Genomic DNA, 23161 nt, shown 5'->3' with positions numbered 1-23161 from the left:
TCGGCGCCTCCGCTTCGCCGCGGTGGCTGCGCCTCTTCCGCAAGGCCTGTCGCAAACCGACCCGCATCGGCTGGCTAGAATCGCCGGGCTTGCGCCGGCCGCCACGGCCGCGCGGCATAGCGCCCCCTCTCAAGGAAGGAAGTTCACGCATGAAGAATCAGATCGCGTCGCTGACCCTGCTGCTGTCCCTGGGCTTTTCCGGCCTGCTGCACGCCGCGCCCCTGGGCGCCGGCGAGACCGGCGAGGTCGTCGAGGAAGACGGCAGGATCTCGATCGAAGGCACCAACCTGCAACGCAACTTCGTCGGCACCGGCGGCGAGCTGCACCTGGTCGGCGCCAACAACCGCATCACCGTGTCCGGCCCGCTGTCGCTGATCTCGGTCAACGGCGCCGGCAACACCGTGCAGGTGGACTCGGTCAAGCGAGTCGAGATCGTCGGCGCCGAATCGCACGTGTATTACAAGTCGGCGCCGACCAAGACCGGCCGTCCGGCGAGCTCGGTGACCGGCGCCGGCAGCGGCGTGTCCAAGCGCTGAGCCGCTTGGGTTGAAGCATCGCGGCTTTCCCGCGCGCTGCGGCGCGCGGGAAAGCCGACGTCATCGCCGTCGCGAACGCGCCGGCACCGCACGCAGCCACGGTGGCTGCGGTTCGAACTCGCGCACCAGCCGGTCCACGAACGCGCGCGTCTTCGCCGGCACCAGCCGTCCCGGCGGCAGCACCGCATGCACGGCGCCGTCGTAATCCACGCGCCATTGCGGCAACACCCGCAGCAACTGCCCTTGCGCGAGTTCGCGGCCGATCAGCCATTCCGGCGCGGGCATAATCCCGGCGCCGGCGATGCATGCGGCCAGCAGGCCTTCGCCATCGTCGGACACGATCGCGGCGGGGATGCGCTGCACGCTGCGCCGACGGCCGCTGACGAGCTTCCAGTCCGGCCAGAACCGCGCCTTCGGCATGCCCAGGCAGGCATGGCGCTGCAGATCGTCGGGATGATGCGGATGGCCGTGGCGCTGCAGATAGGACGGCGCGGCGCACAGCAGGGTTTCGAACCCGGCCAGGCGCCGCGCGACCAGACTGCTGTCGGCGAGCTCGCCGATTCGCACCGCCGCATCGAAGCCCTCAGCGACCAGATCGACGAAGCGGTCGCTGTGCGACAGCTCCAGGCGCAGCTTGGGATATTCGGCAAGGAAGTCGGCCAGCCACGGCGCGATCCAGCGCTGGGCGAATTCGGCCGGCAGCGCCAGGCGCAACAGTCCCTGCGGCGCGGCCGCGGCTTCGGCGGCTTCGACATCGGCCGCGGCCAGCTCGGCGAGGATCGTCTGCACCCGGCGCAAGTAAGTCGCGCCGACTTCGGTCAACGCCACCCGCCGGGTGGTGCGCGACAGCAGGCGCACGCCCAATCGCGCCTCCAGCGCGTCGATGCGCCGCGACACCACCGACGCGTCGCGCCCGAGCGCGCGCGCCGCCGCGGCGAAACCGCCGTGCTCGGCCACCGCGGCGAAGGCCTCGATCTGTTGCAGCTCTGCGCCGCCTCGTTCCTGCATGGGATGCACGAGTGATTTGGATTGAGTGCCGATTATCGCCCTTGGGCGCAGGAATTACAGTGACCCCGTTGCGCCCGCCGCGGCGCCTCCTCCCCACTGGAAAACGCCCCCATGTCCCAGCGCGATGCCGTATTCCCCGCCGCCCGCCACGATCTCTACCGCCAGCACCGCTACTCGCCGGCGATCCGCAGCGGCGGCTTCCTGTTCGTTTCCGGCCAGGTCGGCAGCCGCGAGGACGGCTCGCCGGAGCCCGAGTTCGCAGCGCAAGTGCGGCTGGCCTTCGACAACCTCGCCGCGGTGCTCGCCGCAGCCGGCTGCACGTTCGACGACATCGTCGACGTCACCACCTTCCACACCGATCCGCAGCAGCAGTTCGACACCATCCAGCAAGTGCGCCTGGAAGTCATGGGCGACGCGCCGTATCCGAACTGGACCGCGATCGGGGTCAACTGGCTGGCCGGGTTCGACTTCGAGATCAAGGTCGTCGTCCGGCTGCGCGACGGCGCCGCGAACGCGGCCTGATCGCCGTATCGGTGTCGCTACCGCAACCAGCCGCAGCCCCCTGTAGGAGCGGCGCAAGCCGCGACCGCGACATCGCGGCTACGACGCAACTTGCGCAATCGTCGTCCTGGCGCGGTCGCGGCTCGCGCCGCTCCTACAAGTAGCTGCGGACGACAACGCGCTTAAGTCCGCGCCGCGCTCAAGGCGCTGAGCCACAACACCGCGCCTGCGCCCAGGCACAGCAGCGGAATCGCCGCGGCGATCGGAACCTGCCACGGCAACACCACCGCCAGCGCCACCATCGCCGCGCCGGTGAGGTAGTGCGCGCGATTGCGGAACAGCGCGGCCAGCGGCAGGAAATGCAGGCCGACGATGGCGACGCCGGCGGGCACGATCCACTGGGGCCGGTGGATCGCGTTCAAACCGATCGCCGCGGCGGCGACCGCCGCCCACTGGCCGAGGTTGACCAGGCGGAAACGGCGCGCAATGCGCTGCGCTTCCGCCGAAGTTTCGACCTCCAGCGCCGCCGGCTGCGCGCGCAACGCGCGCCAGTTCGCCAGGAACAACGCCGCACCAAAGGCGACCGCGATCGCGGCCAGCCACGGCATCGACGGAAACTCGCCGAGCACGCCGCCCACCAGCCACATCGTGCCGAAGGCCGCCATGAACATGCCGCCGCGCGCGCGCGATCCCGCCATCGTGCTGCCCCTGCCCGCAGCGCGCCGTGCGCCGTTCGAGCGCGGACTGTATCGGCCGGCGCGGGCGGCTTCCTCTCCCATAAGTCGTGCTTCGTGCGGGGCGTCGTTACCGCGCGGGGCGACGCTGGATCAGCGCGGGGCGACATGCGCGCGCTCAGCACGCGGCGAACCGAGCCTCACGCGGCGTAAGCCACCCAGCCCTTGAAGGTGAACGCCGCATAGAACAGCACGACCCCGGCGAAGCCCGCTTCGCGCAGCAGCGCCGCGTCGCGCTCGGGCGCGAGCACGGGCAGGCGTTCGCGGATCGCGGCGATGGAGCCTTCGGCCTGTTCCGCCGGCACCCCGGAGGCGACCGCGAACGCGGCGTTGCGCGCGAGCCAGCGGTCGGCTTCGTCGGCGCCGAAGCTGTGGTGGGCGACCACGAACGCGGCGCCGGGCTTGAGCCGGCGGCGGACCTCGGCCAGGGTCGCGCGGCGTTCGGGTTCGGGCAGGAAGTGCAGGGTCAGCAGGCAGGCCGCGGCGTCGAACGGGCCGTCCGGCGCGCTGTCGATGTAGCCCTGATGCAGGCGCGCGCGCGGCGCCAGCGGGCCGAGCGTGGCCGCGGCCAGGCGCAGCATTTCCGCCGAGGGGTCGACGCCGTCGAAACGCCAGCCCGGCCGGGCGCGGGCGAACGCGGCCAGTTCCAGCCCGCCGCCGGCGCCGAGCACCAGCACCCGCGCGTCGGCCGGCGCGCGCTCGGCCAGCAGCAGGCCGGCCATGGCGTGCAGGTCGCGCAGGCCGGGGACGATGCGCGCGGTGCGCTCGGCATAGCGCGAGACGGCTTGGGGGTCGGCAAAGGCGTCGGCGGGGTTCATCGCGGGCAAGGGGTCGGGGGCGCGGCCCGGGGTCGGGAGGCGAAATATCACGTAACAATTAATGTTTCATGTGAGCGGCCTTGTCAAGACGCCGCCGGGCGAGGCCGCGGCGGGGCGCGCGCGAGCGCGGCGAATGCCGGGGCGCTGCGCAATCGCGCCGCAGCGCGCCAGCCCGCGGCCGCCCAGCGCGCGCCGCCGCACCGAGCGAACGCGACAGCGGTCGCAACGCCGACACCGCGCCGTCGCTGCCGCGCAAGTCCGGTTCGGAAGCGAAACAACGACTTGCGCGCAAAGATTCCCGTTTTATACCCGCGACCGCGCTGGAGGCCGGCGCCGCGGCGGACGTACCGTGGACCGTGCACCCCCAACGACAGGAGTCGTTATGTCGCCGTCGCGTATCCGCTTCGCCCTGTGTTGTTTCACCGTCTCGATGGCGCTGTCGCCGCTGTGCGCGGCGCACGACGTGATCCCGCCCGACTGGTGCCTGCAGGACCAGCACGAGCCGAAGATCGTGGCCCGCTTCGACATGGACGGCAAAGAACTGAAGGGATTCCTGGCCAAGTGCGGCATCGTCGAGAAGGACAAGTGGCGCGGCGCCACCAAGGGGGCGATCGAGTACTGCAAGCTCGCCGCGCCCAAAGACAACGCGGTGCCGTTCGTGCTCGGGCCCGACAGCTATCTGTCCGACCATCATCACACCGTCTACGAGCTGGACGACGGCATCAACGGCGCCTGCGCAGTGTGCGTGCCGCGCACCCAGCGCGGCAGCAAGGCAGCGACGTCGGGTCGTTGAGCGATGCCACCCGGCTCGCAGCGGCGCGGCTCAGACCAGCGCGTCGCGGCGGGTATAGGCCAGCACCGTGTCGATGCGCGCCTGCAGTTCCGCGCGCGCGTCGGCCGACAGCCCGTCGCATTTGCCCAACACGAAATAGGCCGAACGCAGCACGTCGCGCCAGCGCGGATTGCGCGGCAGGCGCGACACCGCCAGGTAACGTTCCAGCGCGCGGGCGCGCAGGCGGCCGTCGTCGATGTTGACCCGCCAGATCCGGCTTTTCTCCGCCAGTTCCAGGCGGCTGGTGCCGGTGCCGCGCTCCCAGGCTTCGATCGCGCCGAGCATCAGCTCGACCAGGGCGCGGCGGAAGCCTTCGCGCACCGGCGCTTCGGCGTCGGCGGCGGGAACCGTGGGCGCGGCGACGGCCAGCGCGGCGGGCAGCGCCGCGTCGGTGCGCGGCTCGCTGTCGCCCTCGTTGCTGTCGTCGCGCGGCGCCAGCAGCACCAGGCCGTTGCCGCCGGCCCACGGCGTCAGCCGCGCCGGCAGGCTGGCGCCGCGCTGCGAGGCGATGCGCAGGCTGTGGCCGGCGCTGTCTTCCATGTGCTCCAGCGCGCTGGACAGCGTCGCCCAGCCGGCCTCGTCCAGCGCCGCGGCGATCGGCTGGCCCGCGCTCACCGCGCCGTCGGCCGGGTCCAGCCACAAGCGGCCGGCGCGGTTGACCGCCAGCACCTGGCCGTCGGCGTCGAGCAGGCACAGCGGTTCCTCGCGGCTGTCGAGCAGCGCTTGCAGCAGGCTGCGGTCTTCGGCCAGCGCGTCGGCTTCGCGCCGGTAGCGTTCGAGCTCCTGTTCGTGCCGCACCCGCTGCGCTTGTTCGCGCAGACGCTCGCGATGGCGGCGCTGCTTAAGCGCCAGCCACACGCCCAGGCCCACGGCCGCGGCCAGCGCCGCCAGCAGCCACAACAGCAAGGTGCGTTGCTGGAAACGCGCGCGCTGCAGGTCGTTCTCGGTTTCCAAGGCGGCGATGGTGCGCTGCTGCTCGGCCGCGTCGAAGCGCGCGCGCAGCCAGTCGAGCTGGCGGTCGTGTTGCGCGCGCGCCAGCGCCAGCGCCTTGGCGTGGGCGTCGCGCAAGGTGGCGTTGGCGGCGACCGCGTCGCCGCCGCTTTCCTGCGCGGCGGCCAGTTCTTCCAGCAACGCCACCCGCATCGGGTCGGTGTCCGCCGCTTCGGCCAGCGCTTCGCGCAGGCGCGTGGCGGCCTGCGCCGGGTGCCCCGACAGCCGCGCGGTGCGCGCCAGCTGCAATTGCAGCGCCGCCGGCAGCGGCAGCTTCCAGGCATCGGCCAGGGCCAGCGCCGCCGCGCTCCAGCGCTGCGCCTGGGCGACATCGCCGGACGCCAACGCAGCGCGGGTCAGGCCGTCGTGCGCGCGCAGCTCATACACGCGGTTGCCGGCGCGGCGGTACTCGGCCAATGCTTCCTGCAACCACGCCGAAGCCTGGCGCGCATCGCCCTGATCGAGCGCGACCTCGGCCATGGTCTCCAGCACGTGCGCGGTTTCCACCGCCTCGCCGCGCTTGCGGTAAAGCGCCAACGCCTCGCGGTAGAAACGCATCGCCTGCGTTTCGTCGGACAGTTCGCGATAGACGTCGGCAAGATTGTTGAGCACCGCACCGGACACGTCGCCGCGCTCGCGCTGGACCGCCAGGCTGGCGGTGAGGCTGCGCAGCGCGCCGCGAAAATCGCCGAGCCGGCGCTGCGCGGCGCCGACGTTGCTGAGGTCGCGCGCGGTGCCGGCGCGGTCGCCGGCGCGCTGCGCCAGCGCGACCGCGCACTCGAAGCGGTCCAGCGCCTGGGCGATGCGTTCGCGGCGGAATTCCAGGATGCCGCGCCGGCGCACCGCTTCGTAGCGCAGCGCCGGATCGGCGGCGCGTTGGGCCAGCGCATCGGCGCAGTCGAGCGCGCGCTCGGCCTGGTCGAAGCCGCCGGCGTCGGCGCGGCTCTTGGCCAGTTCGAACAACGCCTCTACGCCGACGCGACGATCGGCCGAGGGCGCACCGGCGAGCAGGCGCGATTGGCATTGGGCGGGATCCGGCAGCGCGCGGGTCGGCGCGGCGCAATCGGCGGCGCGCGCGGGAGCGACGAACGACAACACCGCCCACAGCGCCATCGCGCACGCCGTCGCCCTGCGCGCGCGCAACGCGGAAAGCGGCGCCGCAGGCCGCGCCATCGCGGCGCGGACCTCGCGCAAGCCTGCGCCGCGCCACGGCGGCGGCATCGACACGTCCTTGTTCGTCATGAATCGCACTGCGGCCCCGTTGCGCGCGGCGGAAGCGGCCGCGGCGGCGGAGTCTTGGCTGTCCGATAGGGCGGGGAGTGGCTTGAGCTTAGCCCTCAACCCGTCGAACCGGGAGCCGCGATGTGCGGACTGCGGCACAAAACGACGGTCTTGCAAATGCGCCGCACGCGCGGCTGCGCCGGATGCGACGCCCGTGTTGCGAGAACGCAACGCACGCCGCTGCGCGCGGCGTGCGTTGCGCGGGTCGCGGTCAGATCTTGGTGATGCGGATCCAGTTGATGTTCCAGCCGCCGGCCTGGGCGAACACGCCGAAATTGTAGGTGCCGGCGTTGACGTTGACGGTGTGCGACACCGTGGTCCAGTTCTGCCATCCGCCGGTGGCGGGCACGTTCACCTGGCCCAGCACGGTGCCGCCGGCGTTGAGATCGGCCGACAGCGAGCCGCCGCTCGGGCTGGCCACGCGGTACTCGATGCGGTAGTTGCCGCTGCTGGGGAAGTTGACGTTGTTGTAGGCCATCCAGTCGCCGGTCTCGATCCAGCCGACGTTGTAGCCGCCTTCCGAACAGGCCTCGACCTGCACGCCGTTCTGCGCGCTGAAGTTCTCCGCTTCGATCGTGGTGCTCGGCCCCGGATTGCTGCCGCCGCCGCTGTACACGCGCACATAGTCCACGTGCATCTTCGCCGGCAGCTTGCTTTCGTCGACGTTGAAGCCCGGCCAGTTGCCGCCGATGGCGAAGTTCAGCAGCACGAAGAAGTCGCGATGGAACTCTTCGGTGCCGTTGACGCTGTTCTGGATGCTGGCTTCGTGGAACTTGTTGCCGTCGACGTACCAGCGGATCGCGTTGGCGTCCCACTCCACCGCGTAGACGTGCCAATCGGCCACGTTCAGCGCGGTGTTGCCGCCGTACTGGGCGTAGTTGCCGTTGTGGTCGCGCCAGTGGATGGTGCCGTAGGTGCGGTCTTCGTTGTTGACGTGCTCCATGATGTCGATCTCGCCCGAATCGGGCCAGCCGACCTGCGGCAGGTTCGCGCCGAGCATCCAGAACGCCGGCCACGCGCCCATGAACGAGGGCAGCTTCATCCGCGCCTCGATCTTGCCGTAGCGGAAGGTGCGCACGCCCTGGGTCTTCATCCGCGCCGAGGTGTAGCGGAAGCCGCCGAAGTCTTCGCGGCGGGCGTTGATGACCAGGGCGTTGTTCTCGATGGCGGCGTTTTCGCGCCGGTAGTACTGCAGCTCGTTGTTGCCCCAGCCGCCGGAGCCGTTGCCGGTCTCGAACACCCAGCTCGGGCCGATCGATCCGTTGAACTCGTCGCTCCACACCAACTGCCAGTTTTGCGCATACGCGCCGCCGGCGAACAGGGACACGGCCAGGAACGCCGCGATACGCATCAGCTGTTTCATGCTCTTCTCCTCGTGGGGATATGAACGCCGCACGCAGGCGGGACACGACGCCGCCGCGCGCCGCATCGCGGCGCGCGAACAGATCGGAAGGATTTCGCGATGGCGGATCCCGCCTTCTCCAGCGACGCTGTCCCGGGCGCGCTGGAGGAGCCCGATCCTAGGCGAGCCGGCGCCGCCGCGCGCGGAACCGCACGACACTTCGCCGGCTTTTGCGCGGATGCGTGACGCGCGCACGCTCGGCGCGTGAGGGCGATCGGGCTGCGCCGGCGCGATTGCTGCCCGGCAATACGCGCCGGCGTCCGCGGCGATGCTGCGACGCGGTGGCGGCGTTCATGGATGCGATCGCACAGGCCGCGGCGCGGGGCGATGGATACAGTATTCGCCGCCGCGGCCGCAGCGGCGCGCGCAACGAAAAGGGCGCCCGAGGGCGCCCTTTCCGAATGCCGCGTCGAGCGCGGCCTTGCTTGCGGCCTTACTTGGCTTTCACGATCTCGAACCCGCTCACGTCCACGCCGAGGTTGAAGCCGCGGCCGGTGCCGCTGACCGCCAACGACACCTCGCCCTTGGTCATCGCCAGGGCCTCGCCGCTCTTGACCACGCCCGCGTTGGCGCCGGCGGTGACATAGGTACCGTAAACCTCGCCGACGTTCTTGAGCTTGGTGAACTCGCCCTTGCCGTTCTCGATGCTGTACTTGCCCGCGGTCAGGCCGGCGCCGCGGATGTGGATGGCGACATTGGCGCTTTGCCCGTTGTCGCAGGTGATCCGGCCCTTGCCGTTGATGTGCTTGTAGATGACGGCCCAGCCGGAGGTGTTGAAGGTCATATGGCACTTGGTTTCCGCGCCGGCGGCGCTGGCCGGCTGGACGGCGTTGGCGCCGGCCAGCGCGAACGCCAGGGCCGCGATGCCTGCGATGCGCATGTTCATGGTGGTTCTCCTTGATGGACCGTCTGAAACGAAGAGGCGCCGCTGCAAGCGTGCCCGGACAATGCCCGTACAAGCTGGCGGGGCCGGCGTTAGCGCGGCGCGAAAAATCCTCACCCAGGCTGAATCGTTGGCACACCGACAGACGCCTCACGCGCCGCTGCGGCGCGGGCGCCGGCACGCTGCACGGCTCCGCACTGTCGTGGCCCGATTCCATCGATCATTGTCGTTCGGGCCACTTCCGCAAATGCCGCGCAACGCCGAACATGGCGCTCCCTTCGTACGAGAACGCGTCATGTCCGCGCTGCGCACCGCCCTGCTGTTGCTCGCCGCCCTCATCGCCCTGCCCGCCCGCGCCGAACCGCCGGTCGATGCGCTGCGCCTGTACGTCTTCGACTGCGGCCGCGTGGTCTTCGACGACCTCGGCCCGTTCGCCGACACCGGCGAGTACGACGGCACGCCGGGCGAGCTGTCCGCGCCGTGCTTCCTGATCCGCCATCCCAAGGGCGACCTGTTGTGGGACGCCGGCCTCGGCGACCGCATCGCGGCCACGCCCGGCGGCGTCGAGGTCCGCCCCGGCGTGCGCGCCTTCGTCGCCCATACCCTGCAGTCGCAGCTCACTGCAGTCGGCCTGCGCGCGGACGAGGTCGACTACCTCGCGTTCTCGCACTTCCATTGGGACCACACCGGCAACGCCGGCGCGTTCCCCGGCGCGACCTGGCTGCTGAGCCGGCGCGAGGTGCAGGCGCTGGACGGCCAGCCCGCGCCGACCAGCGTGACCGTCGACAACCTGGCCGCGCGCGCCCTGGCCAAGGTCGAACTGATCGACCTCGACCGCGACGTGTTCGGCGACGGCAGCGTGCGGATCCTGCGCGCCAACGGCCATACCGCCGGCCATCAGGTGCTGATGCTGCGGCTGGCCAAGGCCGGCACGGTGATCCTGTCCGGCGACCTGTTCCACACCCGCGAGAACTTCCAGCACGGCCGCATGCCGGCGTTCAACTACTCGCGCGGCGAAACCCTGGGCGCGATCGACCGGGTGCGGCGGATCCTCGACAACACCCGCGGCCGGCTGGTGATCCAGCACGACCGCCGCGACATCGACGCGCTGCCCAAGGCGCCGGCTTACCTGGACTGAGCCGCGCGCACGGCGCGCCCAGCGGCGCGCCGTGCGCTGAAAGGCCGCCAGCGACCGCATCGGCGCCGAACTGCCCGGCGCATTCCTGCGATGCCGCTCACAACGCGCAACATCGCCCGCGCGGCCGCGCGCCGCAGCGCGGCGGCCCGGCACGCACCGGGAAGAAATCCGCTGCAAGCCTCTGACTGGATTGCGAGAACTTCGGGCACCACGGCCCATACAGGTGCGGGCGCGCCGCGCCGCGGCGCCCGGCTTGTTCCCGCCACCGGCCCGGCTTCGGCCTGGAGCGCGGCCGGCCGCCTGCCTAGCGTCGGTCCGGCGCCGCCTGACGCCGCTTGCGGCCGACGGCGCAGCCACCGCCTGTCGGGGACGGCTTCCTCGCAATCCATCCAAAAGGACCTGCCATGAACCACCGTATCGCCTTGCTCGCCCTCGGTCTTTCCCTGGTCTCGCTGCCGGGCTTCGGCCAAGGCCTGGTGTCGTCCGAACCGTACAGCGACAACCCGATGCACGGCGTCGGCGTCGCCCACAACGCCTACGCCGGCTGCATCGCCGCCAACCGCGACGCCGGCGGCTCGTACGCGCAGTTGCTGGCCTACCGCTGCGGCGCGCCCACCGACGGCAAGCCGGAAGAGTTCGTGCGCACCTACGACGAACTGGCCAAGAAGACCCAGTCCGATCCGCGCCTGACGATGGCCGAGAACCTGCGCGGGCACCGCGCCTCCTTCGGCGAAGAGCAGTTCTCCTACTTCGAGGACATGGACCGCATCCTCGCCGAAGCGCGCAGCGCCGACGAGGCCGACGAAGGCCTGAAAAAGCTCGAAGCGCAGGCCGTCAAAGATCTGGGCCGCAAGGAAAACGATCTGGCCGTGCTCGGCGCGATCAGCACCGCGCGCCACTCGCTGGAGCTGTGGACCAAGGACTATCCGCTGGAGCCGACCACCAGCGGCCGTGCGTTCCCGTGGCTGCATGTGATCGTCGCCGATGCGGTCGGTTACGTCACCGGCACGGTGGCTTGCGGCGGCATCAAGCTGTGCGGCTATATCAATGCGGCGATCCAGTCGGTGAACGCGGCGTTCAACCGGAAGTGATCGCCAGCGGCGCGACGGGAGGGAGGCGCGAGCGGGCGCCTCCCTTTTTTTGTGCTGGCGCCGCGGCTACGGCGCCGGCGCGCGCAGCAGCGAACCGGCGAACACCCATTCGCCGGGCGAAGGATCGGGATCGGCGGCCGCGTCCGGATCGGCCACGCGCTCCAGGCGCACGCCGGCCGCGTGCAACAACGCCGGCAGACAGGCGCGGCTCGCGCCCCAGCGGAACGGTTCGCCGGCGCGGCGCAGCCAGCGCTGCACCCACGGACGCTGGCGGGCGAAGCCCGGCGTCGCATCCGTGCGCAGCGCCATCGCCGTGGCGATCAATCGCGCGTCGTCCAGGGTCGCGGCCAGGCCGCGCAGCAGCCGCTCCAGTTCCTCGGGACTCAGATACATCAGCACGCCCTCGGCGATGACCACGGTCTTGGCCGCGGGGTCGAACCCCGGCGCGGCGCGCAGCGCCATCGCCGCTGGCGTGCGCGCCAGATCGGCGGCGATCAGGCTCAGACGCGGATCCTGCGCGCCGATCTCGCGCAGCGCCGCGCGCTTGATCGCCACAGCGCTCTCGCGCTCGATCTCGAACGCGCGCAACTGCGGCCCCTGCGCCAGCAACGCCAGCGCCAAGCCGTCGAAGCCGGCGCCGAGCACCACCACTTGGCGCGCGCCGTCGGCGCAGGCCTGCAAGGCCCAGCGGCGGATATGCCGCTTGCGCCAGGCGTAATGCGCGCCGATCCCGGGCAGGTACGCGGCCTCCAGCGCGGCCAGCAACCAGCGGCCCGGCGCGTGGTCGAGCGCGAACAGCAAGCGCCGGCCGGCCGCACCGCAGCCGCGCAGACACGCGCGCGCCAGCCGCGCGTTGGCCTGCACCGCGGCATCGCCGTCGCGCCGCGCCTGGCGCACCGCGGCGGCGGCGAGCAGCATCGAGGTGGAGGTACGTTCCATCTCAGGCCTGCATCAGCGCGAGATGGTGGCGATACCAATCGCTTTGCCACAATCCGGCCGGGTCGAACTCGCGCTTGGCGCGCAGGAATTCGCCGATGCGCGGATGCGCCGCCTCCAACTGCGCGCGCGTGGCCCAGCGGTGGTAGGTGAGGTAATAACTGCCGCCGAACCGCAGCGCGTCGTCGATCAAGGCGCGAAACGCCCGCGCCGCCGCCTCGATGCCGGCGGCGTCGTGGTGCACGTGCAGGTTGAAGATCACGCAGGCCCAGCTTTCGCGCGCCCAGGCCAGCACGCTGGTGGGATCGCGCTCGATCAGGCGCACGGTGCCGTAGATCGGCTGGGCGCGGTGGCGGCGCAAACTGTCGGCGGCGCGCGCCATGAACGCGGCCAGCGCGGGGCGCGGCACATACAGCTCGGTGATCATTTCCGAACCGCAGTGGCCGAGCGAGCGGTCGACCGCGGCGTGGTAGCCGTCCAAATACACGCCGCTTTGCTGGGCATCGCTGGCGTAGCGCTGGCCGTCGGTGGCGAGATAGAAATCGGCGTATTCGGCGAACGCGCGCGACGGGGCGTGATGGGCCAGCAACAGCAGGCGGGCGAAATCCTCGGCCTGCAGATGGCGCGACGCGCAGGCCGCGGCGCCGGGCTCGGGCCGGTAGCACGAGAGCACGCCCAGATCGAGGAAATCCGCGCTGCGCGGATCGATCGCGAACTGGAAATCGCCATAGGTGCAACCCGCGGCGATGGCGCGCGCGAACGCGGCGTGCAGATCGCCGACGCGGGCCAGCGATACTTCGCGGCACAGCACCTGGCGCGGAGTCAGGCGCAAGGTCAGCGCCGCGACGACGCCGAACAGGCCGTAGCCGCCGGCCGCGAGCGCGAACAGTTCCGGGCGCTGTTCGCGACTGGTTTCCACCAGGCGCCCTTGCGCGTCGATCAGGATCAGCGCTTCCACGTCCTCGACGAACGGCGCATAGGCCAATCCGCGACCGTGCACGTTCGACGCCACCGCGCCGCCGAGGCTGAAATCGTCGGCGCCGGTCTGCTTCTGCCGGATCGTCCAGCCGCCGGTGTTGTCCGGGCTGGCGGCCAACCACTGCAGCAGCGCCGGCCAGCGGATGCCGGCTTCCACCGTCAGCAGGCCGCGCGCATCGTCGAAGGCGAGCACGCGGCACAGCGCTGCGGTGTCGAGCACCACGCCGTCGGCGAGGAACTGCTGCCCGCCCATCGCATGGCGCGCGCCGGCGGGGATCAGCGCCTGCCCGGCCGCGGCGCAGGCGTGCACGGCGGCGCAGGCCTCCTCCACCGATGCGGGGCGCAGCACGCGCGCGCGGGTCGGGTTGAGCCGCGCGTGCACATCGTTGAGCGATTCGTAGCGGGCCGCGGCGAGCGCGTCGGCGGCGCTGGGTGCGGCGGTGCTGGGTGCGACAGCAGGCATGGGCGGAATCGCTGGACGGGACGGGATGGCCCGCACCGTAGCGGCCGGTATCGCCAACCGCCATTCGCATCGCCTAGGTATCGGAATATGATCCCCGATGTCCCGCCGCCCGGAACCCGCACCCCATGATCGAACGCGAACGCCTGCTCGCCGCGCTCAAGCGCCTGCTCAAGGAACGCGGCTGGCGCTACGCCGACCTCGCCACCGCGCTGGGCGTGTCCGAGCCCACGATCAAGCGCATGCTCTCCAGCGGCCGCATGAGCCTGGAGCGGCTGGAGCAGATCTGCGACGCGCTGGACATCGACTTCTTCGAACTCGCGCGCAGCGCCCGCGGCACCCGCGAATCGCGCCGCCACCTGAGCCTGGCGCAGGAAACTGCGCTGGCCGCCGAGCCGCGGCTGATGACCGTGTTCCACCTGCTGTGCCAGGGCTGGCGCACCGCCGCCATCGGCGAAGGCTACGGGCTGCGCAAGACCGAACTGGTGCGGCTGCTCGCGCAACTGGACCGGTTGCGCCTGATCGAACTGCTGCCCGGCGACCGCGCGCGCCTGCGCGTGCCGCGCGATTTCTCCTGGCGCGACGACGGCCCGGTGCGCGCGCGCTACTTCCAGATGGCCAGCCGCGAATTCATCAACGACGACTTCGGCGCCGGCGAAGCCTTCCTGGCGCTGGAAATCCGCGAACTCGGCGAAGCCTCGCTGGCGACCTTGCAGCGCAAGCTCGAGAAACTGGTGGCCGAATTCAAGGAAGCCGCCGACCTGGACGTCAGCCTGCCGCCGGAGCGCCGGCGCAGCGTCGGCCTGCTGGTGGCCAGCCGGCCGTGGGTGTTTTCGCTGGTCGATAGTCTGCGCGAGAGCGCGCCGGCGGGGCGCGGGTCCGGGCGCGGATAAGCCGCAATCGCGGCGCGCCGGCCAGGCCTCAGACCCAGCCCTGCTCGACCAGCTCGCGCTTGAGGTAGGCGTAGTAGATCGGCGCGGCCACCAGCCCGGGCATGCCGAACAAGGCTTCCATCGACAGCATCGCCAGCAGCAGTTCCCACGCGCGCGCCTGGATCTCGCCGCCGACGATGCGCGCGTTGAGGAAGTATTCGAGCTTGTGGATCAGCACCAGGTACAGCAGCGCCGCGGCAGCGACGTAGATCGACACCGACAGCCCGGCCACGGTGATCAGCGTGTTCGAGATCAGGTTGCCGACCACCGGCAGCAGCCCGACCACGAAGGTCAGCACCACCAGGGTCTTGGCCATCGGCAGGTGCACGCCGAACAGCGGCAGCACGATCAGCAGGAAGGCTGCGGTGAACACGGTGTTGAGCGCCGAGATCTTGATCTGCGCGAACACCACCCGGCGGAACGCGTCGGACAGGCGCGAGGCGCGCGCCAGCAGTTCCGAACCCAGCGGCCCCAGCTTGAGCGGCTGCAGTTCCTCCTGCAGCGCGATCATCGCGCCGAGCACCATGCCGATCACCAATCGCGCGCCCAGTTGCACCGCCTCGGCGCCGACCAGGCTCAGATCGCCGCGATGCTCGTCGAGCCATGCGCTCAACGCGCGTTGCAGGTCGCTCAGATCCTCCGGCAGATACGGCCGCGCCCACGCCGGCACCTGGGTGCGCGAGGCGTCGATGATCTCCATCAGTCGCGCCAGCAGCGCCTGCTCGCCGCCGGTGTCGGCGCGGAAGAACGCGATCAGGCCCAAGGTCGCCAGGGTCAGGCCGCCGACCACCAGCGCGGCGATCAGCACCACCGCGATCAGGCGCGCCCACTGCCCTTTCACCCGCCGGTCGACCAGGCGCGCGAGCGTGTGCACGAGCTGGAACACCAGCAGCCCCGACAGCAATGCGCTGAGCAGGCCGAACTTGAGCACCAGGAACAGCGCCCCGGCGGCGAACAGCCAGGCCGCGATGCGCGCCGGCGGCGCTTTCAGCGACGCCGCCGCGAGCGTGGAAGCGGCGCCGGGGCCGGGCGCTGCGGCGGGTTCGACGTGGGGATCCATTGCGGCGTTCCTGGGACTCGACGCGGCATTGTAGTGGGCGCTCCCGCGGTTTTTCTTACGACTTTCCGCCGAGGCCACGAACTGGGCGACGGCGGGCGACGGATGCGCCTGCGGATCGCTGGCAACGCCTACCGGCGGGCCGGGCGAACGCGGGGTTCGGGATCGGCGCAGGCCTGCGTCTGTATCAACAGAGGGATCTCCCGCCAACGCACAGGAGCCGCACCATGTTGCGCCATCGCTTCGCGCTGTCCGCGCTCGTCCCGGTTGCACTCGCCCTCGCCGCCGCGCCTGCGGCCGCCAGTTCCGTCCAGGTCTGGGACGCTGCGACCTCCAACTGGTCCAACAACGGCGTCGCCCACCTCACCGGCCCGACCGTCCTGAACTACCTCGGCAATCAATGGCCGTGCAACGCCGATTTGACCGTGACCGTCACCGCCGGCGTCGCCCAGGTCACCGCCGTGTCGTTCTCCGGCAGCAGCGCCTGCAACGGCATTACGCCTTCGTTGCTGCCCTGGTCGGCCACGCCCGCGGCCACGGCTTACACCGGCGCCAATCCGCCGTTCCCGGGCGCGCCGACGTTGACGCCGACGCTGTGGAGCATCGCCATCGCCGGCGTCCGCCTCAACTACGCCGGCCCGCCGACCTTCTCCTGCCCCAGCACGACCGGTTCGAGCACGATCAACGGCGTGCTCGACGTCGCCGACCAAGCCGGCGCGCCGCCCGCCGCACCGACGGCAAACCGCTTCGCCTTCCGCAGCGCGCTGGGGCCCTGCGGCTTTCAGACCCGCGCTACGTTTGCGCTGGTCGCCGACCCCGCGCTGCGCATCGTGCCCTGATCCGCGGCCGCAGCGCGGCGGCCCGGCGTTTGCCGAACATGGCCGCCGCGTCGCGCCGGCAGCGGCGACGCACACGCGCGTCGGGCCGCCCGAGCGCGCAAAGCCACGACCGGGATGACGAATGTCATGCACTTCCGCGTCCAACACGGGCTGACGCACAATGCGATCGCTGTCGCACGGCCGCGCCGCTTCGAATGCGCCGCCAGGCAGCGTCCGCAGTCCTCCCAGTGTCCGCCACGGAACCACGACCATGTCCCTTCGCCCCAACCTTCTCACCCTCGGCCTGGCGTTGGCGCTGGCCGGCGGCCTCGGCGCGTGCAAGCCCGCCGCCAACGAAACCGCTCCGGCGCCCGCACCCGCGCCGGCTGCGCCCGCTGCCGCCGCCGCGCCGGTGTCCGGCATCGACCTGACCGGCGTGGACAAGTCGGTGCAGCCGGGCGACGACTTCGACGCCTTCGCCAACGGCGCCTGGCGCAAGACCTTCGAGATCCCCGCGGACCGCTCCAACTACGGCGCGTTCACCGTGCTGCTGGAGACCGCCGAGAAGCGCAACGCCGAGCTGATCGCGCAACTGGCCGCGAGCAAGCCCGCGGCCGGCAGCGACGCGCGCCGCATCGCCGATTTCCACACCGCCTACATGGACGAGGCCGGGATCGAGAAGCGCGGCCTGCAATCGCTGCAGCCGCAGCTCGATGCGATCGGCGCGATCGCCGACCGCGCCGGCCTGTCGCGCGCGCTCGGCGGCAGCGTGCGCGCCGACACCGATCCGCTCAACGCGACCAACTTCCACACCGACAACCTGTTCGGCGTGTTCGTGGCCAAGGGCCTGGAACAGCCGGCCTATGTCGCCACCCTGATGCAGGGCGGCCTGGGCATGCCCGACCGCGAGTACTACCTGTCCGCCGACAAGGAGATGGCGGCCACTCGTCAAGCGTACGAGGCGTACATCGTCGCGCTGTTGAAGCAGGCCGGCATCGCCGAGCCCGAAGCCAAGGCCAAGTCGATCCTGGCCCTGGAAACCAAGATCGCCCGGGCGCACGCGCCGGTGGTCGATTCGCAGAACGTGCACAAGTCCAACAATCCCTGGGACACCGCCGCGTTCGCGCAGCGCGCGCCGGGCATCGATTGGGCTGCGTTCTTCGACGCCGCCGGCTTGTCCGCGCAGAAGACCATCGTCGCCTGGCAGCCGGGCGCGATCAGCGGCATCGCCCGCCTGGTCGGCAGCGAACCGCTGCCGGCGTGGAAGGATTACCTGACCTTCCACGCGCTCGACCACGCCGCCTGGAACGAAGCCGTGCGCGGCCCCGGCGAGCTGCCCAAGGCCTATAACGACCTGGCCTTCGGCTTCCACGGCACCACCCTGGCCGGCACGCCGCAGGCGCGCGCGCGCGAAAAGCGCGCGCTCGACGCCACCAGCGCCGCGCTCGGCGACGCGGTCGGCAAGCTCTACGCCGAGAAGTATTTCCCGGCCTCGTCCAAGCAGAAGGTCGAGGAGATGGTGCACAACATCCTCGCCGCGTTCGACGAGCGCGTGGACTCGCTGACCTGGATGACCGCGCAGACCAAGGCCAAGGCGCGCGAGAAGGCCAAGTCGATGAAGGTCGGCGTCGGCTATCCCGAGCGCTGGCGCGATTACGCCAAGCTGGAGATCCGTCCCGACGACGCGCTCGGCAACCGCCTGCGCGCGGAACTGCAGGAATACCGCCACCAGATCGGCAAGCTCGGCCAGCCGGTCGACAACGGCGAATGGTGGATGACTCCGCAGACCGTCAACGCGGTGCAGCTGCCGCTGCAGAACGCGATGAACTTCCCGGCGGCGATCCTGGACAAGCCGTTCTTCGATCCGGGCGCCGACCCGGCCGCGAACTACGGCGCGATCGGCGCGGTGATCGGCCACGAGATCAGCCACGGCTTCGACGACACCGGCGCCGAGTTCGACGGCCAGGGCAAGCTGGCCAACTGGTGGACGCCGGAAGACACCAAGCACTTCGACGAAGCGACCAAGAAGCTCGCCGACCAGTACAGCGCCTACGAGCCGCTGCCGGGCCTGCACGTCAACGGCAAGCAGACCTCGGGCGAGAACATCGCCGACGTCTCGGGCCTGACCATCGCCTACATGGCCTACCGCAAATCGCTCGGCGGCAAGGACGCGCCGACGATCGACGGGCTGACCGGCGACCAGCGCTTCTTCCTCGCCTACGGCCAGACCTGGCGCAGCAAGATCCGCGACGCCGCCCTGCGCCAGCGCATCCTCACCGACGGCCACGCGCCGGCGGCGCAGCGCGCGCAGACCGTGCGCAACATCGATGCGTGGTACGAGGCCTGGGGCGCCAAGCCGGGCGAGAAGCTGTATCTGACGCCGGAGCAGCGGATCAAGATCTGGTAACGGCGCACGCCGAGCGCCCGCGCCCGACGGCATTGCGCCGGCGGGCGCGGACGGCGACGCGAGCGCTGCGTCGCTCGCGTTCGCTGCCAATCGCGTAGATGGCGGCGGCAAGCGTCGCCGCGCCGATTCGCCGCCGCACGCTCACGCCATCCCCGGCACCAGGATCGAAGCCAGATCGCTGCGCGGATGCGCGCGCAGCAGTTGATAGGCGATGCCGCCGATGCCGGGCAGCAAGGCCGGCGAGAACACTTCGCGCGGGCCGCCCGAATAGGGGCCGTGCTGTTCCAGCCCGGTCACCAGGGTCGCCAGCAGATCGGTCTTGGACACGCCTTCGGGGCCGACGCCGGCGTCGATCGCCAGCGCCAGCAGTTCGCCGTTGCCGGCGTCGCCGTGGCAGGCGCAATGGTTCCAGCCCAGGCCGACGCGCCAGGTCGCGGCGGCGGCGGCGCGCAAGGCCTCGCGCGTTTGCGGCTGCGCGCAGTCGCGGTCCAGGTCGGCGCGGGCCAGTCCGATCCCCACCGCGCCGTGGCACCACGCGGTCGAGGCGATCACTCCGGGCAACATGCGCAGGTCGCGCCAGTGGCCTTGCTGCGGATCGAACAGGCTGTCCTCGAACGCGAACGCCGCCTGCGCCGCATCGTGATGGCGCGCCTGTCCGGTCGCGCGCGCCAGTCGCTCCAGCGCCCAGCCCATGCCGCTGGCGCCGTGGGAAAACCCGCCGAGTCCTTGCGGCCAGCGCTCGTGCGCCCAGAACAGGCGCCCGTCTTCGCGGCTCGCGCGTTCGACGATGCGCACGCCCAGTTCGCTGGCCAAATCGGCGTAGGCCGAATCGGCGCCGGCGCGGGCCAGCATCAGCAAGGGCACGATCGCGCCCGCGGTGCCCATCAACACGTCGTTGACGTCGTCGGCGGCGACCGCTTCGGGAACGTCTTCGGCCAGCGCGCGGGCGCGCGCCAGTCCTTCGCCCTCGTCGAGTCCCCATTGCGCCAGCGACAGCCAGGTCCAGATCTGCGCGCCGAGGCCGACATAGGCGCCGGGCGGGCGCGGCCGCAGCTTGGCCTGCGCGCGGCGCAGCTCGGCGCGGCGGTCTTCGGCCAAGCGCAGGCTGCGCACGCTGGCGGCGAACAGCTCGTGCATGCGTTCGACCGGATCGGCGCGGCCGGCCTGCGCTTCACGCACATAAGCGCCGGTGAGCAAGGCAATGCCGGAGACGCCGTTGTAGATGTCCGAACTCAGCGGCTGCACCGCCCAGCCGGCCGGGCTGAAGCCCGGCGCGACCCAGGCGACGGTGCCGTCGTCGCCGAAGATTCCGTGTTCGATCAGCCGCTGCAGGATGCGCGCGGCCTGGCCGCGCCGGCGCCGGTCGAGATCGTCGCTGCGCGCGGGCGCGTGCAGTTGCGGCGTGTCGGGCATCCAGCCGTCGTTGGCGTAGGCGCTGATCAGCGAGGCGTCGATGAAGCGCCGCTCGCGTTCGAAGTCGGCCTGGCGCCAGCGGCGCAGCGCGTCGCCCGCCAGATCGCACGGCGCCAACCACGCGGTGCCGCGCGGCCCGCGCAGGCGGCCGTCGCTGACCTGGGTTGCGAACAGCGGAATATCGCCTTCCAGCAGATCCTCGATTTCCGCATCGATCACCTGCGGATCGCTCGGCGCGATCGACAGGTTCGCGGCCATCTTCGCCAGCAGCTCGTGCGCGCGGCGCCGTGCCTTGGCCTCGTCGTGCAGGGACACCGGATGCCAGAGCATGCGGCCGATCTCGGCATAGGCTTCGCTGGCGCGCGGCACCACCCGCACCGTGCACTGCGCGAACGGCGCAAGGCTGGCTTGCAGGCGGCCGTCCGCGTCCATGCGTTGCAGGGTCGCGGTGGCCTCGTCGAAACCGCGCAGCACCTGCGGCCAGTAGCGATGCAGCACCGGTTCGCGGCTGGGATGGTTCTGCGCGACCGGCGCGGGCACCGACTGCTTGCCGACGCGGGCGCGGTCGGATCCGGCATCGACGATGCCCGGCAGGCTCAGCATCGGCTGCTGCCCGGGCAGCATGCCCGCGGCGGAATTGTCGACGCCGCGCCAGCCCAGGCTGCCGCCGCGGGTCGGCAACAGGCCGATGTTGAGCACCGTGCCCGAGACCAGGTCGACCGCGCGGTCGTGCGCGTCGCCCAATCCCGACGGCGCCGCCGGCAGCTTGGGCGTGAACAGGGTTTCGCAATCGATCACCACCGGATGGCCGCCGTGCGCGATCAAATTCTCGGCGTGCAGGTCGGTGCCGCCGAGCAGGCGCATCACCGCCAGCCAATGGCCGATGCCCAGGTAGAAGCTGCGCAATTCGTCTTCGTCGCGGGCGTGGCGATGGGCGACGAATTCGCTCCAGCCGTGCGCGCCGCGATCTAGCGCCCGCGGCACCCGGATCGGCATCGGCGCGCCGTGCTCGTGCGCCACGGTCTGCAGGAATCCGCGCAAGGCGGTGTCGACCGCGAGCGAGCGCGGCTTGTACAGCAGCGCGCCGCCTTCGCACTCGAGCATCGCTACCGACAGCCCCTGGCAATGGCTGTCGCCCGCGCCGAAGCGCAGCGAGCGCAGTTCGCCGGGCTCGCCGGCGCACAGCTCGCGCAGATGCGGGCGGTCCTGGCTCCAACGCTGCGCGAACGACAGCGAGGCCGCGCAGCGGTAGGCGACGATGCGCTGCACGCGCCGCGACAGCGTCGGGTAATGCGGGTCCAGGCCGTCCCAGAATTCGCGCTGCGAGGCCAGTTCGATGAAGCGCTGCCAGCCTTGCTCGGCGCTGGCGTCCTCGCCCAGGCGGCCGGTCACGCGCGCGCCGTTGAGTTCCAGCAGCAGCAGGCGGCCGAGCTTGGCGTGCAGCGTCGCGATCAGCGATTCGCGGGTCGCGGCGGCTATCGCCTCGCGCTCGCCGTCGCCCAACTCGGGGATGGCGCGAAGCTGGGCTGCCAGAGCGTCCAGTTCGGACGAGATCAGGCAGCCCAGCGATGCTTCGAAACCGCGCGCGTCTTCGACAGACGCCATGTCAAGGCAGAACGCGGCCGAGGGCGGCGCGCGGCCGTTCGCCGGCGCGGGCGATAGGCTCGCCCGCGCGATGCGCGTGTCGCGCGATGCTCGTCATGAAACGTTCCCCGATTCGATGGCGGTAACGAAGCCTTGCGCTCAGCAGCAGTGGATCGTGCCGCAGCCCGTACACACGGAGGTGATCATCGAAACGGCTTCGCTGTCGCCGGCGATGTCGGCTTCGGCGAATTCGCCGCCGATGAACAGCGGACCGGCCGGATTATCGCTGCCGGCTTCGTTGCGCCACGCGGCCACTACGTCGTTATCGCTCATTACACGCTCTCCTTTTGATTCGGGTAGGTGACGAAGGACACTTCAGTGCGTGCCTAAAGACCCCGATAGGCGTTGCAGCCGCTTCGCTGCGAGCGCGCTCGTTGCGAGCCGGCTCGTTCCGCCCGTGCCGTCCCAGACACCGGGCCAGACTTGCACCGGGCCGTAGCCAAGTCAATTCGATCCGGCGCGATCGGGCCGCGGATATGTGACGTGCGATACAAGCCGCCGCATCGCGTTTCGCGGCCAATAGCGCTGCGCAGCGCTGCGCATCGAGCGCGCAGGCGGCGGCGCACGCTCGTGCGTTTGTCGCGCGCGTCGCAGCCCACGCAGGCGCGAACGGCGCCCGTCATGATGCGTCGCATCATGTGCTAGCGTCGCGCTTCCCGACCATTCCGGAAGCCGCCGCCGCTTCCGGCCGGCGCGCGCTTGACGAATACGCAGCCGTGCGCCGTTGCGATCCGCGGGGCGATCTGCATGGGCGATCTGCGGGATTCGCATCGTGGCGGCATTCAATGGAGGAAGACCGCATGAAGGGATGGATCACCAAGGCGGGCGCGCTCGCCGTGTTCGCGCTGGCGATCGGCGCTGCCGCGCCGGTGGCGGCGGAACCGACTTACGAGTGCAACGCGCAATCGGAAGGGCATTTGTTCCAGGTCGCGTACGACCACCCGATCGACCCGGGCTCGTTCTATCAATGCCGCAGCGGCGCCTGGCGCCTGATCGGCATCTGCAATCCGAACACGGGCTGCCCCACGCCGCCGGATCCGACCGGTCCGATCGTGGAGATGTAACCGATCGTGCCGATGTAACGAATCGTTACCCGACGCACTGCATCGCAATCGCAAAGGCGGGGCCCGTGCATGGGCTCCGCCTTTGTTTTTTTGCGCGCCGCGCACGCGAACGCGGCCGATGCGGAGGCGACATCGCGCGCGCCGGATGAACCGCCGCGACGCAGTTCACGACGCGCGCTTGCGGCCGCCCGCGCATCGACGCTCACCGTTCCTATCGCTCGCTCACCGCCGGTGTTGG

20 protein-coding genes are annotated in these 23161 nt (G+C 71.0%); 9 read left to right on the top strand and 11 right to left on the bottom strand.

The window, feature by feature from the left end:
- Positions 1 to 149 precede the first annotated feature (149 nt).
- Positions 150 to 536, top strand: coding sequence for a DUF3060 domain-containing protein (locus BLU84_RS18430; RefSeq protein ID WP_083382822.1), 387 nt, complete (start codon positions 150 to 152; stop codon positions 534 to 536).
- 60 nt (positions 537 to 596) lie between these two features.
- On the opposite strand, the gene BLU84_RS18425 is transcribed toward BLU84_RS18430, so the two are convergent.
- Positions 597 to 1544 carry a LysR family transcriptional regulator gene (locus BLU84_RS18425; RefSeq protein ID WP_074870740.1) on the bottom strand — a complete coding sequence of 316 codons (948 nt, stop codon included), beginning with the start codon at positions 1542 to 1544 and terminating at the stop codon, positions 597 to 599.
- 111 nt (positions 1545 to 1655) lie between these two features.
- Between BLU84_RS18425 and BLU84_RS18420 the strand changes: the two genes are divergently transcribed.
- Positions 1656 to 2066: a RidA family protein gene (locus tag BLU84_RS18420; RefSeq protein ID WP_074870739.1), complete on the top strand. Its 411-nt coding sequence runs from the start codon at positions 1656 to 1658 to the stop codon at positions 2064 to 2066.
- A 161-nt stretch (positions 2067 to 2227) separates the two neighbouring features.
- Here the strand turns inward: BLU84_RS18420 and BLU84_RS25840 are convergent, their stop codons facing one another.
- Both BLU84_RS25840 and BLU84_RS18410 read right to left on the bottom strand, forming a co-directional pair.
- Positions 2228 to 2743: a hypothetical protein gene (locus BLU84_RS25840; protein WP_083382819.1), complete on the bottom strand. Its 516-nt coding sequence runs from the start codon at positions 2741 to 2743 to the stop codon at positions 2228 to 2230.
- 176 nt (positions 2744 to 2919) lie between these two features.
- Positions 2920 to 3597 carry a class I SAM-dependent methyltransferase gene (locus BLU84_RS18410; protein WP_074870736.1) on the bottom strand — a complete coding sequence of 226 codons (678 nt, stop codon included), beginning with the start codon at positions 3595 to 3597 and terminating at the stop codon, positions 2920 to 2922.
- Between the two features lie 382 nt (positions 3598 to 3979).
- On the opposite strand from BLU84_RS18410, the gene BLU84_RS18405 reads away from it, so the two are divergent.
- Positions 3980 to 4390, top strand: coding sequence for a hypothetical protein (locus tag BLU84_RS18405; protein WP_139175110.1), 411 nt, complete (start codon positions 3980 to 3982; stop codon positions 4388 to 4390).
- Positions 4391 to 4420: 30 nt separating this feature from the next.
- Here BLU84_RS18405 and BLU84_RS18400 read toward each other — a convergent pair whose 3' ends face one another.
- The 3 genes from BLU84_RS18400 to BLU84_RS18390 form a co-directional block, all read right to left on the bottom strand.
- A complete protein-coding gene (locus BLU84_RS18400; protein WP_074870732.1) occupies positions 4421 to 6661 on the bottom strand; it encodes a tetratricopeptide repeat protein in 2241 nt (746 codons plus the stop codon).
- Positions 6662 to 6911: 250 nt separating this feature from the next.
- Entirely contained in the window at positions 6912 to 8063 is a 1152-nt protein-coding gene (locus BLU84_RS18395) for a carbohydrate-binding protein (protein ID WP_074870730.1), read from the bottom strand.
- A 472-nt stretch (positions 8064 to 8535) separates the two neighbouring features.
- On the bottom strand, positions 8536 to 8988 hold the full coding sequence (locus BLU84_RS18390; protein WP_074870728.1) for a hypothetical protein: 453 nt from the start codon (positions 8986 to 8988) through the stop codon (positions 8536 to 8538).
- Between the two features lie 292 nt (positions 8989 to 9280).
- Between BLU84_RS18390 and BLU84_RS18385 the strand changes: the two genes are divergently transcribed.
- Both BLU84_RS18385 and BLU84_RS18380 read left to right on the top strand, forming a co-directional pair.
- Positions 9281 to 10123, top strand: coding sequence for an N-acyl homoserine lactonase family protein (locus BLU84_RS18385; protein ID WP_074870726.1), 843 nt, complete (start codon positions 9281 to 9283; stop codon positions 10121 to 10123).
- Between the two features lie 404 nt (positions 10124 to 10527).
- The gene (locus BLU84_RS18380; RefSeq protein ID WP_074870723.1) at positions 10528 to 11214 is read left to right on the top strand and encodes a hypothetical protein; all 687 of its coding nucleotides are present in this window, start codon (positions 10528 to 10530) and stop codon (positions 11212 to 11214) included.
- Positions 11215 to 11280: 66 nt separating this feature from the next.
- On the opposite strand, the gene BLU84_RS18375 is transcribed toward BLU84_RS18380, so the two are convergent.
- Both BLU84_RS18375 and BLU84_RS18370 read right to left on the bottom strand, forming a co-directional pair.
- A complete protein-coding gene (locus BLU84_RS18375) occupies positions 11281 to 12153 on the bottom strand; it encodes a class I SAM-dependent methyltransferase (RefSeq protein WP_074870721.1) in 873 nt (290 codons plus the stop codon).
- 1 nt (position 12154) lies between these two features.
- Entirely contained in the window at positions 12155 to 13591 is a 1437-nt protein-coding gene (locus BLU84_RS18370) for an FAD-binding oxidoreductase (protein WP_074870720.1), read from the bottom strand.
- A gap of 125 nt (positions 13592 to 13716) precedes the next feature.
- On the opposite strand from BLU84_RS18370, the gene BLU84_RS18365 reads away from it, so the two are divergent.
- A complete protein-coding gene (locus BLU84_RS18365; protein WP_074870718.1) occupies positions 13717 to 14481 on the top strand; it encodes a helix-turn-helix domain-containing protein in 765 nt (254 codons plus the stop codon).
- A gap of 28 nt (positions 14482 to 14509) precedes the next feature.
- Here BLU84_RS18365 and BLU84_RS18360 read toward each other — a convergent pair whose 3' ends face one another.
- The gene (locus BLU84_RS18360; RefSeq protein ID WP_425479412.1) at positions 14510 to 15580 is read right to left on the bottom strand and encodes an AI-2E family transporter; all 1071 of its coding nucleotides are present in this window, start codon (positions 15578 to 15580) and stop codon (positions 14510 to 14512) included.
- 224 nt (positions 15581 to 15804) lie between these two features.
- Here BLU84_RS18360 and BLU84_RS26685 point away from each other — a divergent pair, with 224 nt between their 5' ends.
- Entirely contained in the window at positions 15805 to 16416 is a 612-nt protein-coding gene (locus BLU84_RS26685; RefSeq protein WP_074870716.1) for a hypothetical protein, read from the top strand.
- 250 nt (positions 16417 to 16666) lie between these two features.
- The gene (locus BLU84_RS18350; protein ID WP_074870714.1) at positions 16667 to 18802 is read left to right on the top strand and encodes a M13 family metallopeptidase; all 2136 of its coding nucleotides are present in this window, start codon (positions 16667 to 16669) and stop codon (positions 18800 to 18802) included.
- Positions 18803 to 18943: 141 nt separating this feature from the next.
- Here BLU84_RS18350 and BLU84_RS18345 read toward each other — a convergent pair whose 3' ends face one another.
- Together BLU84_RS18345 and BLU84_RS27270 are read right to left on the bottom strand one after the other, a co-directional pair.
- Positions 18944 to 21820: a type 2 lanthipeptide synthetase LanM family protein gene (locus BLU84_RS18345; protein WP_083382814.1), complete on the bottom strand. Its 2877-nt coding sequence runs from the start codon at positions 21818 to 21820 to the stop codon at positions 18944 to 18946.
- A gap of 138 nt (positions 21821 to 21958) precedes the next feature.
- Positions 21959 to 22132, bottom strand: coding sequence for a DUF6229 family protein (locus BLU84_RS27270; protein WP_170849199.1), 174 nt, complete (start codon positions 22130 to 22132; stop codon positions 21959 to 21961).
- Between the two features lie 527 nt (positions 22133 to 22659).
- Here BLU84_RS27270 and BLU84_RS18340 point away from each other — a divergent pair.
- On the top strand, positions 22660 to 22923 hold the full coding sequence (locus tag BLU84_RS18340) for a hypothetical protein (protein ID WP_139175109.1): 264 nt from the start codon (positions 22660 to 22662) through the stop codon (positions 22921 to 22923).
- Positions 22924 to 23161: the final 238 nt, after the last annotated feature.

The sequence above is a fragment of the Lysobacter enzymogenes genome, from assembly GCF_900106525.1.
GTDB lineage: Bacteria > Pseudomonadota > Gammaproteobacteria > Xanthomonadales > Xanthomonadaceae > Lysobacter > Lysobacter enzymogenes.
The sequence above is the reverse complement of the archived record's forward strand: the minus strand, read 5'-3'. Positions and strand labels throughout refer to the sequence as shown.